The following is a 14,217-nucleotide window of genomic DNA, read 5'->3' on the forward strand; positions in this document are numbered from 1 at the left end:
CACTGAAGTCTCCTCCTTGACTGATGAAGGTCCTGTATAGGTGTATCGCCTATATCCCTTTCAATATAAGTGCTTTTACCCGATATTGCAAGTTTTTTACCAGATTCAGGCAGTTTCACCCGCACCATCATTTCATTTCTTACTGGACGAGCTGTCCTGTTGCCGGATCGATGACGTTCCAGTATGCATCCTTGATGTTTCCGTTCTCATCGACCGTGCAGCCTGCAATCGGATTCCCGGAAGCATCCACAACCTGTCCGTTTTCAATATGGGCATCGTAGTGCAGGGTCCCATTGCTGTCAAACGCCATCACACCCTTCGTCGAATTCTGGCTGCTGTCTTCGTCCTGATTGTTTTCGTTCTGGCTGTTTTCATCCTGGCCCTGGCCGTTCTCATTCTGGCTGTCTTCGTTCTGTCCCTGCCCATCAGGATTCTGATTGTCCGCATTCTGGGCCTGTCCATCCTCAGCGGTCCCCGAATTCTGATCAGAACCTGCTGATGCGTCAGTCTGACTTGTATCGGCTCCGACGCCCGTGAGCGTCTCTCCGGAATCTCCGCCTTCCGTCTCGTCAGACTGCTTCACGGTCTCCTTGAATGTTATGCTTGTATTCTTTCCTGTGAAGCCTTCCATGTTGAGTGTCCCGGTTCTGGAAGAAATCTTCGGGTAGATCTGGACAAGATTTGCGATCTTCTCTTCCAGATACTCGTCCTGGCCCAGCTTTACCGTCACGCTCCCATAGCGCAGCGTCATGTTCCCGCTGCTGTCGAAGCTGACGCTGTCCGGAATAAAGTCTGACTGAATCAGGAGCTGCGTTATGCTCAGCATTGTACGGAAGGTCGATGTATTGGTAACCGGAAGTTTCTGGTATAGTTCCGGGCTTCCGACATCGACTCCTGTGACAAGCGGAACCCCGCTTCTCACCTCGTCTGTGATCATCTGGACGATCCCATTTTCATCAAAGTACACGTTCCTGCCGTCCACCTGAACGCGGCCGATCAGGCTGCTCTCTACAACCGTGACCTTCACAGAGGTCGGAGACTGAATCGATGCTTTCACGGAAGTCAGGTACGGTGCCTCCGGAGACGCGGCAGCACTTCTGTATTTCCAGGCAAAATAGAGCGTGTTCTTCAGAAGGCTGGTAGATGTCAGGTCACTGCTGATCTGATCCGCACTGTAGCGGTCATTTCCCTCAACCGTCACATGACGGATCTGAAATCCGTATACCACGATCAGCGCAGCAGCCGCAAGCACAGCAAGAAAGATAACAATTGCACGAAGAATTCTGTTCACAGACCTCTCTCCATATCCAGGTGGTTCAGGCAGACCGGCGTTGTATGACAAATGAAAGCCATCGTGCCTGTTTTTATGCCCTCCGCGGTGAAACACCGTGCGGAGGGCATCAGATATCCGGCAGTCTTATTCGCAGCAGGCAGAAATCCCATGGGCCTGTCTGCCGGTCATAAAAGAAGCGCTGCCGGTCAGGTGGCATTTACAGTTCACATGAGAGCGCGTACGTATTCCTTGAAGATTCTGCCGCGCTCCTCATAATTTGAAAACATTCCCCAGCTTGCGCAGGCGGGCGACAGCAGCACAGCATCCCCCGGCCTGGCCAGTGACACACACTTGTCAAAGGTTTCCCGGAAGGTATCACACAGATAAATCTCCGTAAACCCATGCTTTCTGGCACATTCGGCAATCTTTTTCTTTGTCTGTCCGACCAGAACAAGCGCCCGCACCTTTCCTCCGAAGCTCTCGATCCACTCGTCGTAGCTGCTTCCCTTGTCGTAGCCGCCGCCGATCAGGATCGTTGGCCGGTTCATCGCAAGAACTGCCCGGATCGCGGCATCCGGATTCGTTCCCTTTGAATCATTATAATAGGCGACCCCGCCTACCTCCTCCACGAACTCGATCCGGTGCTCAACCGCCCTGAAGGCTCTCAGAACTTCACAGATTTCCTGAAGCGGAACGCCGGCAGCGAGCGCCGAGAGAGACGCTGCAGCAACATTTTCGTAATTGTGCGTGCCAAGCAGCCTCAGCTCATGAACATTTATCACGTCCTGCGTCCTGCCGCTTTTCCGGTCCGCAAGCTTCAGAACATCTCCATCCAGATACATGCCATCCTCAAGCGTGCGTCTGCTCGAAAAATACCGGACCTTCACACGGTCTTTCACGGATTCTCCAAATGCGCGCAGAACATCGTCCTCATAATTCAGGATCAGGACATCGTCCGGTGTCTGGTTCTCAGCGATCCGTTCCTTCACCCGTATGTATTCCTCCATCGTATGATGGCGGTTTAAATGATCGGGCGTGATGTTCGTAATCGCGGCGATGTGCGGGCGGAACCGTTCAATCGTCTCGAGCTGAAAGGAGCTGACCTCTGCCACGCAGACCGAAGAAGCGTCTGTCCTGAGGGCGGCATCCGTATAGGGGTTCCCGATGTTGCCGACCACAAACACATGCTGCGCGCCCAGGTGATGCTTCATGATTTCGCCGAGAAGCGAGACCGTCGTCGTTTTCCCGTTGGTTCCCGTGACGGCCATGACAGTTCCCTCTGAGCAGCGGTACGCCAGCTCGATCTCTCCCCAGATCGGGATACCTGCCTCCCGGATGCGGCAGACAGGCGGTATATCTGTCGGCACCCCCGGGCTCATGACGCACAGATCCAGCCTCCCGATCTGTTCATCAGAAAGCGTTCCGAGCACAATCGGGACTTCCGCCCCCTTCGGCAAGGATGCTCTGATCTCTGCTTCATCCAGTTTCTCGTTGCCATCATACAGTATCGGTCTGGCCCCGATGTCCAGGAGCAGCCCGACAGAGCCAATCCCGCTCTTCCCGGCCCCGACAACCAGTACATTCTTGTCCTTCAAATCCTGTCTCACAATTTCTCCTCTGCCGCTCTGCGGCATCTGACCCCTCCCGATGCATGCTGTCTTCCGCCTGATGCTTCCTGTTCAATCCGGATCGGATTCTGTATCCTGCGCTCTTTCAGGACGCCTGTACATTCCATCCCCGGATCATTACAGACGAATGCTTGCCAGAAGACAAAGCAGGATGGTTACAATTGTAAACACGCCGACGACCCTGGTTTCCGACCATCCGCTGAGTTCAAAATGATGGTGAATCGGTGCCATCCGGAAAAAACGTTTTCCGCCGGTCTTCCGGAAGTAGGTCACCTGAATGATGACGGAAAGCACTTCCACAAGATAAATCAGCCCGACAATCAGGATAAAAATCGGCATCTTCATCGTATATGCACACCCGGACACAAAACCGCCCAGTGCCAGGGATCCGGTATCCCCCATAAAGACCTTTGCGGGATGAACATTATAGAGCAAAAAGCCCAGCAGCGCGCCGAATGTTGCCGCCGTAATCGGCTCGATATTTCCTCCGAGCGTCATGGATGCATAGGTGAAGAAAACTGCAACCGCTGCCGTCACAGAGGAAGAAAGTCCATCCAGGCCGTCGGTGAAATTCACCCCGTTCACGGTTCCGATGATTGCGAGGTAGGAAAGAATGGTTCCAAAAATCCGCACTCCCATCCCCGATATAACTTTTCCTTCCGTGAACGGAATCAGGAAATCGAAGCATTCCGGCTCCCTTACCCAGAGAAAGATCACAAAGATGGTTGTCACAACAATCTGAAACGCCATCTTCTGCTTCGGAAGAAGTCCGTCTGATTTTCTCTTCACAACCTTCAGGTAGTCATCGAGAAATCCGATGACTCCGAACCCTGCTGTCAGAATCAGAATCGGAATAATCCTCGGATAGCGGGAGGCAAAGATCAGCGAGGTCAGGATGACCGATGTCAGAATTGCGATGCCGCCCATCGTCGGTGTTCCGGCCTTCTTGAGATGACTCTGAACACCCTCAACCCGCTCGGTCTGTCCGACCTTCAGTCTGATCAGAAACGGAATCAGAATCGGGCACAGTACAGCCGTTATCATAAATGAAAGAAATACCGCCAGTATGGTATCCAGACTAATCGTCATCTCAGTTTCCTCCTGCTCCGGCGATCGTCACGTCCCCGGCCTGCTCCTTCGCCTGATCCGACACCTCTGCCCCGCTCCAGGTCGAATCAGACTTCTTGTCATCCTGCTCCTCTTCCGGCGGGCTTGCGATATCAGGATTGTCTGCCGGCAGCTGTGAATCCGACTTGTTCTTCAGAGCGGACAGATCAACCTCAATCACATTCCCCTTCGCATCCGTCACAGTCCCTGCATCCTGGTTCACCGTCACGCCATCAATCACATTCCCGCTGCTGTCCACAACCTCGCCCTTGGCATTGACTGCCGCGTCATTGTACAGCTTCCCATCTGCTCCAAAGCACTGGAAGGTCGCGCTCCTGGTTTCATTTTCGACCGTCTCATCCTTCGTGATGCCCAGTTCCTGCAGAAGCTGATCTGTGACGGGCTCTGTCGGATAAATCCCCATATACGGGAACACCTGCGTAGCGATCTTGCGGAACAGCGTCTGCGGATAGGAAGAGTCTGCCTGCTCCTCTACATTCGGCTCATCGATAACAACGTAGATGACCACCTTCGGATCATCGATCGGCGCCGCTCCGATAAAGGAAACCAGGTATTTTCCCTTTGCCCGCTTCCCGGTCTCCGGGTCGATCTTCTCTGCCGTACCGGTCTTGCCGCCTGTCAGATATCCAGGTACCCTCGACTTCTTTCCGGTACCCTGCTCCACAGCCGTCTGGATATAACGTCTGATGTAGCGGGAAACTTCCTGAGATACCGGCTGGCGGAGCACAAGCGGCTCCACCGTGCTGGATGTCGTTCCGTCCGCGTTCAGGATCGCTCCAACCACATGCGGCTGGTAGTAATACCCTCCGTTGATTGCTGCGCTGAAGGCAGCCGCCTCCTGCACCATGTTGACTGTAAATCCCTGTCCGAAGGAACAGGTTGCCAGCTCAACCTCGTGCATCGTATTCTCGTTGTAGATCACGCCGGCGTTCTCATTCGGCAGGTCGATACCCGTCTGGCTTCCGAAGCCGAATGCCTTCTCATACCGGATAAAATTCTTTACACCCAGCTTGGCGCCGACCTCCATCAGTGCGACATTGCAGGAATTGACGATGGCATACTCCAGTGTCTCGTCCCCGTGTCCATAGATGTTGTCACAGTTAATCTTCGTGTCTGTGATGAACAGAGAACCGCCGCAGTAAAAATGGTCCCCGTCATGGACCACCCCTTCCTCAAGCGCAGAGGCAACGGTAATCGGCTTGACAACCGATCCCGGCTCGTAGCTCTGGGACACACAGAAATTCTCCCAGCTTTTATTCAGCGCCTCCACATAGGCATCATTGCCCATCTTTTTAATTTCGTCCTGCGTATAATCCCCGTATGGATCGCTGAGGTCATACTCATGGTTGGATGCCATTGCCAGAATGCTGCCGGAGTTGGGATCCATGACGATCACACCGACGTTCTTTGCGCCTTTCCCGTCCGAATCTTTCGTTCCGTATTCCTTGTCAAACGCATCGATCTGATCCTGGACAGCCTGCTGGATGTTCATGTCCAGCGTCATCTGAACCGTTTTCCCATTGTCCGGTTCAACCGTGGACTGCTCAACCCCGGAGCTGCTGTCCAGATACCCGAACTGTCTGCCGTCGGTTCCGGTCAGCGTTTTATTGTAGTAGTTCTCGATCCCGGTCACGCCATCGCCGATGTCATTGGAAAACCCGACAACATTCGCTGCAAGCGTTCCGAACGGGTAGGTTCTCTGGTATACTTCCTCGAACCAGACTCCCTGGATATCTGCACGCTCATCCTTCTCTGCCTGGAGAACTTTATCGGACTTGCCGCCGCTTTTCTCCGTTTCCTCGAGGTCCTTTCCGGCTCTGTACGCCTCAAAGGTATCTTTCTGGTCTTTCGTAACCTTCTGCACAAGGACCTGGTACCGGGAATCCTTCGTCGCGTCCGAAGTCACAATCTTCCGGACCTTATCCTCGTCCACACCGAATTCCTTCGATACCGCCCGGATGGTCGGTTCGATATAATCCTCATCCTGATTGATCGCATAGCAGTCGAGCACAACATTGTACCGTCTCTCGCTCCGAGCCATGACAATCCCGTTCGCGTCTACAATCTCGCCACGTCTTGCCGGGATGGTTCTGGAGCTGTAGGTCTGCTGAGAAAGGACCTGCTTGGCGTACTTGTTTCCCTTCGAAGCGTTCACCACAGCGATCCGTATCAGAAGAAATACGATACATAACAAAACGAATGCAAATGCGGCTGTCAGCCTCCTTTGCATTCCTCTTGTAAATCTCTTTTCCTTTTTATGTTTCCTGTTTCCTGTGGAAGTCAAACGTTTCTGTCTCCCCTGTTATTTGGAAGGAATCTCTCCATACTGCTTGACATAATCGCTGTCCGGGCTCTGATATGGGACAATCTGACTCTGACTCGGATATGTCATTCCGAGGTCGTCGATCGCCCGCTGCTTCAGCTTCTGCAGATCAACACCCGAAACAATCTCATTGTACGTTGTATCATTCTCGATTTTCAGGTTGTTGAGCTTCGTTGTCAGCTCTGTCACCTGTTTCTGGTTATATGTGCAGATTGTCTGCTGCTTCAGGAAATAGATGCAGATCATGACCGTCGCCACGGCACAAACTGAAAGAAACAAGACATACCGCATGTCCATATGCCGTGCACGTTCACGATTTCGAATGACCTGCTGACTGACCCCGTACACTTCTCTTTCATCTGCCGGGATCACAGCCGCCTTCCGGACCGTATTGCCTTCTGCATACTCAGTATAGCGCTGCCCTCTGCTTCTTTCAAATTGTGCAATGTTTCCTGACTTTGTCTTCGCCATGATTTTTCCATCCTGCATTGTTCATCTTTCTGAAATCAGCGGTCCGGGAAGCGAAATTCAGTCTCCCCAGATGATTTCCGGTCCCTGCCTTGCCCTGCCATTCTCCCCGCAGAAGCGAAAGACCGCCGTATTCTTTCAGATGATTGTCCGTTCAAAGACACGCAGCTTTGCGCTCTTTGATCTTGGGTTCTCTTCAGTTTCCTCCTCCGAAGGGATGATCGGTTTTCTGGTTATCACATGTCCCTTGGATTTCTTTCCGCACACGCAGACCGGAAATTCCGGCGGGCAGGTGCAGGGATTTTCATTCCGCCTGAAAGCCTCTTTCACAATTCGGTCCTCCAGCGAATGAAATGTGATGACGCAGATTCTTCCGCCGTCTGCAAGAAGGTCAATCATCCCGTCAAGGGAATCGCTGAGAACGTCCAGTTCCCTGTTGACCTCGATGCGGATTGCCTGGAAGGTTCTTTTGGCCGGGTGTCCGCCGCCCTCCCTTGCTTTCGCAGGAATGGCAGCCTTTATAATGGAAATCAACTCCCCAGTCGTTTCAATTGGTTTTTTCTCCCGCTCCGCTGTGATGTGCTTTGCAATATTCCTTGCAAACCGTTCCTCGCCATACTCCCTTATGACTCTGGTCAGTTCCTCGATGGAATACCCGTTCACGACTTCCCTTGCCGAAAGCTTCTGCCGCTGATCCATTCTCATGTCCAGCGGTGCATCTGCCCGGTAGCTGAAACCGCGCTGCGCATCATCGAGCTGATAGGAAGATACGCCCAGATCCAGAAGAATTCCGTCTGCCGATCTTACACCAAGCTCTGACAGCCTCTCTCTCATCTCCGAGTAATTGCTTCGGATGATCGAGACCCTGTCTTTATATGGTTCGAGGCGCCTTGTCGCGGCCTCGATTGCTGCGGCATCCTGGTCGAATCCAAACAGCCTTCCCTCCCCGGAAAGCCTCCTCGCGATCTGACTGGAATGCCCCGCTCCGCCAAGCGTTCCGTCCACATATGTCCCTTCAGGCCTGATCTTCAGACTGTCGATCACCTCATTCAACATGACCGGCTTATGCTGAAACTCCATCTTTCATCCTCCTGTGCCGGGCCCTTAATCCGGCGATGAGTCTTACAGACAAAGGTCCAGACCGTCCAGCGCCTCCATGGACTCGTCGATGTTGTCCTCTTCTGCCTGCCTGTCGTACTGCTCCTTTGACCAGATCTCAATCCGTTTCATAGAGCCTTCCACGACAACGTCTCTCTGAAGATGAGCAAAATCCCTGAGCACTTCCGGCACAAGAATCCTCCCCTGCTTATCCATCTCACAGAGTGTCGCGCCTGCAGCAAAATGCCTGACAACTGCTCTGGCGTTTTTGTTTGTAAGTGGCAGTGCGGCCAGTTTCTCTTCGAAGGAATTCCACTCGCTCATCGGGAAGACATAGAGACACCCATCCAGTCCCTTCGTCATCATGAACGACTCACCGAGCTGTTCACGGAACTGTTTCGGGATGATCAGTCTGCCCTTTGCATCCAGGGTGTTATAATTTGCACCATAGAACATCCGAATTCCTCACCCGGAAATGAAGCGCGGGAAAGATGGATTTTTTCCATATTTCCTCCCTTAAGCACCACATTTCACCACTTTCTACCACTACGACTCTTAGTTTAAAGCATCCTAGTGCATTCTGCAATGGAGAACATCTGTTTGCAGTCACTGTTTTGTGCACTTTTAATACTCCTTTTTCTACCACATCTGCCCGAAGCGATGTGTATACTACACATGATGTTGTTTCATGCCCGAAAGTGCCCATCGGAAGTTCTCTTAAAAAAAAGTTCATCTGCAAATTTACAAGTTTTTCCATCTTTTCTATAATGAATACAGTGTCAAAAGTACTTTTGACACTCATATCCAATAAAGAATGCGAAACAAATCGAATGCATTGACAGAGGGAAATCGATGAACTATTTTCTTGACTCCTGGAGACCGGGATTTCACCTCTCTCCTCCGGACGGCTGGATGTCAGACCCTGTCGGTCTGTGTCAGATGAACGGCATCTACCATATCTTTTTCTTGTACACACCAGGTGATCCGACCGGCAGGTCCACGAAAGTCTGGGGACATTTTCAGGGCCGCTCGCTGACGGAGATGAAGTATGAAGGAATAGCGATTGCTGCAGGCGAATACGAGAGGGACGGTGTCTATCCAGGTTCTGCCCTCGTCGATGAACACGGCATGAACCTGTTCTACAGTGGCATCATCCGGTGTGCACCGGGCGAATGTCCGGACAACGAAAACCGGATATCCAATCAGCTTCTGATCTGCTCAGAGGACGGCCGGGACTTCAGCCGCAAAACGCTTCTGCTCTCGAATCCGGATTACCCGGATAACCTGACACTGATGATCCGGGATCCGAACGTCTGGAAAGAGAATGACCGGTACTATATGGTGCTGGCTGCCGGGATGAAGGACAGTCCGCCGGATGATGCTGCAGCGGTGTCTTCATGCGCTGCGAAATCGGACGGATCGGAATCCTGCACAGACGAAGTCCGTAAGAGTCACAGGAGCCGGTCTGGGAACGGCTGTACCCTTGTTTATACCAGTAAAGACCGGATCCACTGGGACTACCTGAAGGAGTACTACATACCGGAAGGTTTCGGGTATCAGTGGGAATGTCCGGACTACTTTCATCTTGACAGCAGAACCGTGCTGTCCGTGTGCCCGCAGGGGCTGGATCAGGAGGACTACCACTTTCAGAACCACTATTCCGCCGGCTACTTTTTCGTGGAAGGAGAGACACGCGGCGGCCAGCTGGTTCGAAGAGAGAGCTTCCACGAGTGGGATCAGGGCTTTGATTTCTATGCGCCGCAGACATTCGAGGATGCAGCCGGGCGCAGAATTCTGCTTGCCTGGGCGGGGATGCCAGATGCCTCCTATACCAATCTCACAACGGATAAAGAAGGCTGGCAGGGACTTCTGACCATCCCGCGCCAGTTGAGTGTCCGGAACGGCAGGATCCTGCAAAGGCCGGTCGATGAGATCCTTGCACTCCGGCAGACCCGGCTTGTGCCGATGAACGGGGAACCGGTCAGCTATGAAAACGGCACCGGAGAGCTGATGATCGGGGACGGAGACGGCAGCGTGCGTGTGCGGATCGGAAGCCTGCTCCAGCCGAATGTTGTAACGCTGCAGTACGAGGAGGGGATTGTCACGCTCTCCCTTGAATCCGGTGTAAGGAAGCTTTCCGCAAGAGCCGCGGCAACAGCTCAGGCGGAAGGAGCAGTTCTGGCTGCCGACAGCCTTGTAGGCAGAGAGGACATCGCAGAAGCAGCAGCGAAAGCGTCCGGCGGCCGGAAACTTCGGCGGGCAAAGGTCGGTGCACTCCGGAATCTGAGGATTCTGGTGGATTCCAGCATCATCGAAATTTTCATCAATGACGGGGAACACGTCATGACAACCCGCTATTATCCCAATCATAAGGATTCAAAAGTCCGGATGGTGAACGCGGAATACGGTCTTCGATCCTGCCAGTCCTGGGAATACCGGGAAATGGATGTTCCGTTCCCGGTCTGACCGCAAACATCATAAACTTGTTATCTGGGAGCTTTCATGGAAATCTATCGGGGAAAGATCCTGCACAGCGGAATCGCTGCCGGGAAGATTCACATTCTGGAGCGCGGGCTCCATGTGGAAAAGAAAAAAGATGTCGCAGATGTGGATGCGGAAGTCAACCGCTATCTTTCTGCGCGCGAGACAGCAGAAAAGGAGCTGATGTGCCTGAAGCAGCAGGCAGCGGATGCGATTGGCACTGAGAACGCCGCGATATTCGAGGCGCAGGCACAGCTTCTCTCCGACAGTGAGCTGAACCGCGGTATCATTGATCTCATCCGCAGCGAAAAGGCGAATGCGGAGTATGCTGTCTTTACGATCGCCCGGAAATACACCGATCTGTTTTCATCCATGGAAAGCGACTATTTCAGTGCCAGAAGCGCCGACCTTCTGGATGTCATCCAGCGTCTCATCCGCCTCCTGAAGGGGGCCGGAAAGAACCGGAAGCTGGCAGAGCCCTCCCTGATTACCGCCATGGATCTGCTTCCTTCCGATACCCTCCAGCTGGACCGCAGGCTTGTGCTGGCCTTCATCACACGGGAAGGCTCTCCTCTTTCCCATGCCGCCATCCTGGCCCGGGGGCTGGATATCCCGGCTGTCAGCGGAATTCCTGTCCGGGAGGAGTGGGACGGGCATCCGGCAATTGTAGACGCTGAGAGCGGGACGCTGTACATTGACCCTGACAGGGAGACAGAGCGCCGTCTGCTGATGCGCCGAACCTCGCTGCTGGAAAACCGCAGCCAGTACCGTGCCATGATCGGTCAGGAGTCCGTTACCACCGACGGCAAGCCGATCCGGCTGTATGCCAACATCGGTACGCCGTCCGATATCGCGTCAGCTCTTGAAAATGACGCGGAGGGTGTCGGCCTGTTCCGGACAGAATTCCTCTGTCTTGGCAGAAGAACCATACCGAACGAGGAGGAACAGTTTCAGAGCTACAGGGAAGCCTGCCACCTGATGGGCGGCAGGCCGATCGTCATTCGTACGCTTGACCTGGGCTCGGACAAACAGTCAGAGCTGCTGAACCTGCCGCAGGAAAAGAATCCGGCACTCGGATTTCGGGGGATCCGGATCGGACTCACGCACCCGGAGCTATTCTCGTGCCAGCTCCGGGCCATCTATCGTGCCAGCATATATGGGAACCTGTCCATCCTGTTCCCGATGATCACCTCTGTCCGGGAAATCCGTCAAATCAAAAAGCTCATCCGCAGTGTGCAGGATGAGCTGACGAAGCGCCAGATTTCCTGGCGCAGCTGTCCGATTGGCATTATGATTGAGACGCCCGCCTCCGCTCTTCTCTCCGACGAGCTGGCCGGAGAGGTTGACTTCTTCTCCATCGGAACCAACGACCTGACGCAGTATACGTTGGCAATGGACAGGCAGAACGGAAGCCTCGACGCCTTCTACGACCCTTACAGCGAGGCGGTCATGAAGGAGATAGAGATAACCGTCAGAAATGGCCACAAGTGCGGCTGTCCGGTCGGCATCTGCGGAGAACTTGCAGCTGATACGACCGTTACCGACAGGCTTCTGAAGATGGGCGTCGATTCCCTTTCCGTCTCCCCGCATATGATCCTCCCGGTGCGGAAAGCCATCCGGGAATCCTGCACCGACCCTGTCCCCGCTTCCTGAGCAGCCCGGTCACTGCTTCCTGTTCGGCCTGGGTCCGTTTTCCTGTGATTCAGACGCCCCGGAGCGTTTCAAATTTCTGCAGGCGGTCCGCTCGTGCCATCCGGGATGCGGCAGGGAGTCAGTCCGGGATGCCTGTCTGAATATCAAGCCGGAACCCATCCCACATGCTGGCAGAAACATTGTAGTCTCTCAGATCCGTAACAATCCTGTGATAGAACGCCTGTCCACCATGCACAATATCGTAGGTTCTCGCATCTCCCCTGGCTTCCAAATGCCGTCCGAAGGAGCTGTTCTCAATATCCTCCGCTCCATAATCATCCGAGGAGCCGTCCGGCCAGAAAATATACAGTCTGGGGATCTGAGGCTCTGAATTATACCGCACATCTCCAATCTGTCTGAGCAGTTCTCTTCCCTGTTCTTCGTAGCTGCACAGAACATGCGCATAGCGCCAGACCGTCCGCGTGAAATCCGAGACGCGCAGCTGCATCAGCCAGTCTTCATCCATCATGCCATGACCGTCATCTTTCGAGATGATCAGAACGATCGGAAACTGCCGCTCTCCCTTGATCGCCGCGGCTACCTCTCCGATCTGGTCCTCTCTGAGAATCCGCCTTCTCCCGGAGCAGGGCAGACCGTTGAAAATCCCGACATTATCCACAATGTTCTTGTAAAAAGCCGGGTAGCTGAAGAACCGGGAGGGAGCATATGTCCCCGCAGACTCCTCCCGGTCAGGCTCCGCATATCCGTTGACCGTCTCAAGCCAGACCTGCGGCTGTGCGCCCCTCTCCGCCTTTCCGCCAATCACGTTCTCGCCGGATGAAGGGGTTCCATCGTAGCTTTCATACAGGTTTGCCTCGGCATACCAGACCCTGCCGCCAATCTCAGGGTCAATGTGGCGCACATGCGCCTTCAGCCTGCGCTTCTCCTCGTTGTAGAGAACCGTCACATTGAAAGCCATGACCTCTGCATGGAAGGAAGATACCTTCTCCGGCATCCCATGGAACAGGCTTCCATATTTCTGGCTGATCCAGCTGTAGATGATATTGCTGCAGGTCTCAAAGAGAAGCTGCACAGACGGCTTTTCCTCCTGCCGCATACGGCTGCCATCCACCATCGTCTTCATCTGAAAAACAGTATGCCTGGTCAGCGGACGGATTTCATAGTGCCTGGACTCCGCATCTGTGTCCTCCCGGCCATCGTTGTAGACATCCCGTTTGCTGAAAACCTCCTCAAGCCTCGGATCGTGGAATACACTGTCGTTCAGAAGCGCGATGATCGTGTTGACATTGATCGGGATTCTCCTCGATTTTGCCAGAAGCTGTCCGATCAGGACCGGCCGCGGTGTACGAAAAATCCTTTTTGCCAGATTCTCCGTATTGACCATATCTTCGTTCAGAATCTTCTCGACTTCCGGATAGAGCTGTGCCTCCCCCAGCTTCAGGCGGAAATGACTCTTCACCATGTCGCTCCATCTTCCGGACTTGTACAGCGCATGTCCCAGGTCCTCGAAAAGCGTCACCATCGACTTGTCACACAGTTCCAGCGTTGCAAGGATCGAGTTGAAATATCTGGAGAATCCCGGATAGTGGCTCCAGAGTTCCTCTCCCTTGTACCGCATGTCATGCTCAACCTCATGCCAGCCTTCAAAAAACATCGTCTTGATCTGGATCTCGAAGGTATCATCGATACACATGTCCCAGGTCTGGGGTGAAATCTCTGCCTTCAGATAAGCAGGCAGACGGAAGACACCGTTAAGCTTCTGCGGCTTGAATTCATCCTCCTCACGCTTGGAGGTTGACCAGTTGACCACATCGAACGTATTTGCCATGATGTTCTGACAGATTGAAATGTCATCATCAAAGTACAGGTTGATGCGCACCCCGATCAGATCCTGAATCTTATGGTCCTGATTATAATCCTTCCGCTCAAACTTACTCTCCATGGAAGCGGCGGTCTTGATTCTCGAAAAACAACGGAAATAAAGGCCGCACTGTTCCATCCGGTCACTTATGATCCGTTTCAGATCCTGTTCCACCATCGGCGGAACCTTCACATTCTCCGCAAGTTCTTCTTTTGTAAAGAGGACCTGGTCTGTCTTCATATCCTCCGGGTCATCTATCGAATAGGGTCTGCTCATCGGTGCACTCCTGTATGCCGGAAGCTGC

At 53.5% G+C, this 14,217-nt stretch carries 10 protein-coding genes; 2 read left to right on the forward strand and 8 right to left on the reverse strand.

Going from position 1 to position 14,217, the window contains the following annotated elements; all coding sequences use genetic code 11:
- Nucleotides 1–139 precede the first annotated feature (139 nt).
- The 7 genes from ACTQ1N_RS01495 to mraZ all read right to left on the reverse strand — a co-directional run bounded on the left by ACTQ1N_RS01495 (nt 140) and on the right by mraZ (nt 8,374).
- Nucleotides 140–1,291, reverse strand: coding sequence for a cell division protein FtsQ/DivIB (locus ACTQ1N_RS01495; protein WP_441953948.1), 1,152 nt, complete (start codon nt 1,289–1,291; stop codon nt 140–142).
- 206 nt (nt 1,292–1,497) lie between these two features.
- Nucleotides 1,498–2,907: a UDP-N-acetylmuramoyl-L-alanine--D-glutamate ligase gene (murD, locus tag ACTQ1N_RS01500; protein WP_441953950.1), complete on the reverse strand. Its 1,410-nt coding sequence runs from the start codon at nt 2,905–2,907 to the stop codon at nt 1,498–1,500.
- A gap of 111 nt (nt 2,908–3,018) precedes the next feature.
- Entirely contained in the window at nt 3,019–3,990 is a 972-nt protein-coding gene (gene mraY, locus ACTQ1N_RS01505) for a phospho-N-acetylmuramoyl-pentapeptide-transferase (RefSeq protein WP_441953952.1), read from the reverse strand.
- A gap of 1 nt (nt 3,991) precedes the next feature.
- The gene (locus ACTQ1N_RS01510) at nt 3,992–6,184 is read right to left on the reverse strand and encodes a peptidoglycan D,D-transpeptidase FtsI family protein (protein WP_441953954.1); all 2,193 of its coding nucleotides are present in this window, start codon (nt 6,182–6,184) and stop codon (nt 3,992–3,994) included.
- A gap of 147 nt (nt 6,185–6,331) precedes the next feature.
- On the reverse strand, nt 6,332–6,823 hold the full coding sequence (locus ACTQ1N_RS01515) for a hypothetical protein (protein ID WP_441953956.1): 492 nt from the start codon (nt 6,821–6,823) through the stop codon (nt 6,332–6,334).
- Between the two features lie 135 nt (nt 6,824–6,958).
- On the reverse strand, nt 6,959–7,900 hold the full coding sequence (gene rsmH, locus ACTQ1N_RS01520; RefSeq protein WP_154524617.1) for a 16S rRNA (cytosine(1402)-N(4))-methyltransferase RsmH: 942 nt from the start codon (nt 7,898–7,900) through the stop codon (nt 6,959–6,961).
- Between the two features lie 42 nt (nt 7,901–7,942).
- The gene (gene mraZ / locus ACTQ1N_RS01525) at nt 7,943–8,374 is read right to left on the reverse strand and encodes a division/cell wall cluster transcriptional repressor MraZ (RefSeq protein WP_277067779.1); all 432 of its coding nucleotides are present in this window, start codon (nt 8,372–8,374) and stop codon (nt 7,943–7,945) included.
- A 396-nt stretch (nt 8,375–8,770) separates the two neighbouring features.
- Here mraZ and ACTQ1N_RS01530 point away from each other — a divergent pair, with 396 nt between their 5' ends.
- Together ACTQ1N_RS01530 and ptsP are read left to right on the forward strand one after the other, a co-directional pair.
- Nucleotides 8,771–10,384, forward strand: coding sequence for a glycoside hydrolase family 32 protein (locus ACTQ1N_RS01530; RefSeq protein WP_441953959.1), 1,614 nt, complete (start codon nt 8,771–8,773; stop codon nt 10,382–10,384).
- A 36-nt stretch (nt 10,385–10,420) separates the two neighbouring features.
- The gene (gene ptsP, locus ACTQ1N_RS01535; protein ID WP_441953961.1) at nt 10,421–12,052 is read left to right on the forward strand and encodes a phosphoenolpyruvate--protein phosphotransferase; all 1,632 of its coding nucleotides are present in this window, start codon (nt 10,421–10,423) and stop codon (nt 12,050–12,052) included.
- Between the two features lie 118 nt (nt 12,053–12,170).
- On the opposite strand, the gene ACTQ1N_RS01540 is transcribed toward ptsP, so the two are convergent.
- Nucleotides 12,171–14,189, reverse strand: a complete 2,019-nt coding sequence (locus tag ACTQ1N_RS01540) for a hypothetical protein (protein ID WP_441953963.1) — start codon at nt 14,187–14,189, stop codon at nt 12,171–12,173.
- Between the last annotated feature and the right edge of the window lie 28 nt (nt 14,190–14,217).

It is taken from the genome of Porcincola sp. LCP21S3_C12 (assembly GCF_052118625.1).
Classification (GTDB): domain Bacteria; phylum Bacillota; class Clostridia; order Lachnospirales; family Lachnospiraceae; genus Porcincola.

Coding starts and splice junctions, on each gene's coding strand:
- murD (WP_441953950.1), bottom strand. CDS start 2,907: ATGCCGCAGAGCGGCAGAGGAGAAATTGTGAGACAGGATTTGAAGGAC.
- mraY (WP_441953952.1), bottom strand. CDS start 3,990: ATGACGATTAGTCTGGATACCATACTGGCGGTATTTCTTTCATTTATG.
- ACTQ1N_RS01515 (WP_441953956.1), bottom strand. CDS start 6,823: ATGGCGAAGACAAAGTCAGGAAACATTGCACAATTTGAAAGAAGCAGA.
- rsmH (WP_154524617.1), bottom strand. CDS start 7,900: ATGGAGTTTCAGCATAAGCCGGTCATGTTGAATGAGGTGATCGACAGT.
- mraZ (WP_277067779.1), bottom strand. CDS start 8,374: ATGTTCTATGGTGCAAATTATAACACCCTGGATGCAAAGGGCAGACTG.
- ACTQ1N_RS01530 (WP_441953959.1), top strand. CDS start 8,771: ATGAACTATTTTCTTGACTCCTGGAGACCGGGATTTCACCTCTCTCCT.
- ptsP (WP_441953961.1), top strand. CDS start 10,421: ATGGAAATCTATCGGGGAAAGATCCTGCACAGCGGAATCGCTGCCGGG.
- ACTQ1N_RS01540 (WP_441953963.1), bottom strand. CDS start 14,189: ATGAGCAGACCCTATTCGATAGATGACCCGGAGGATATGAAGACAGAC.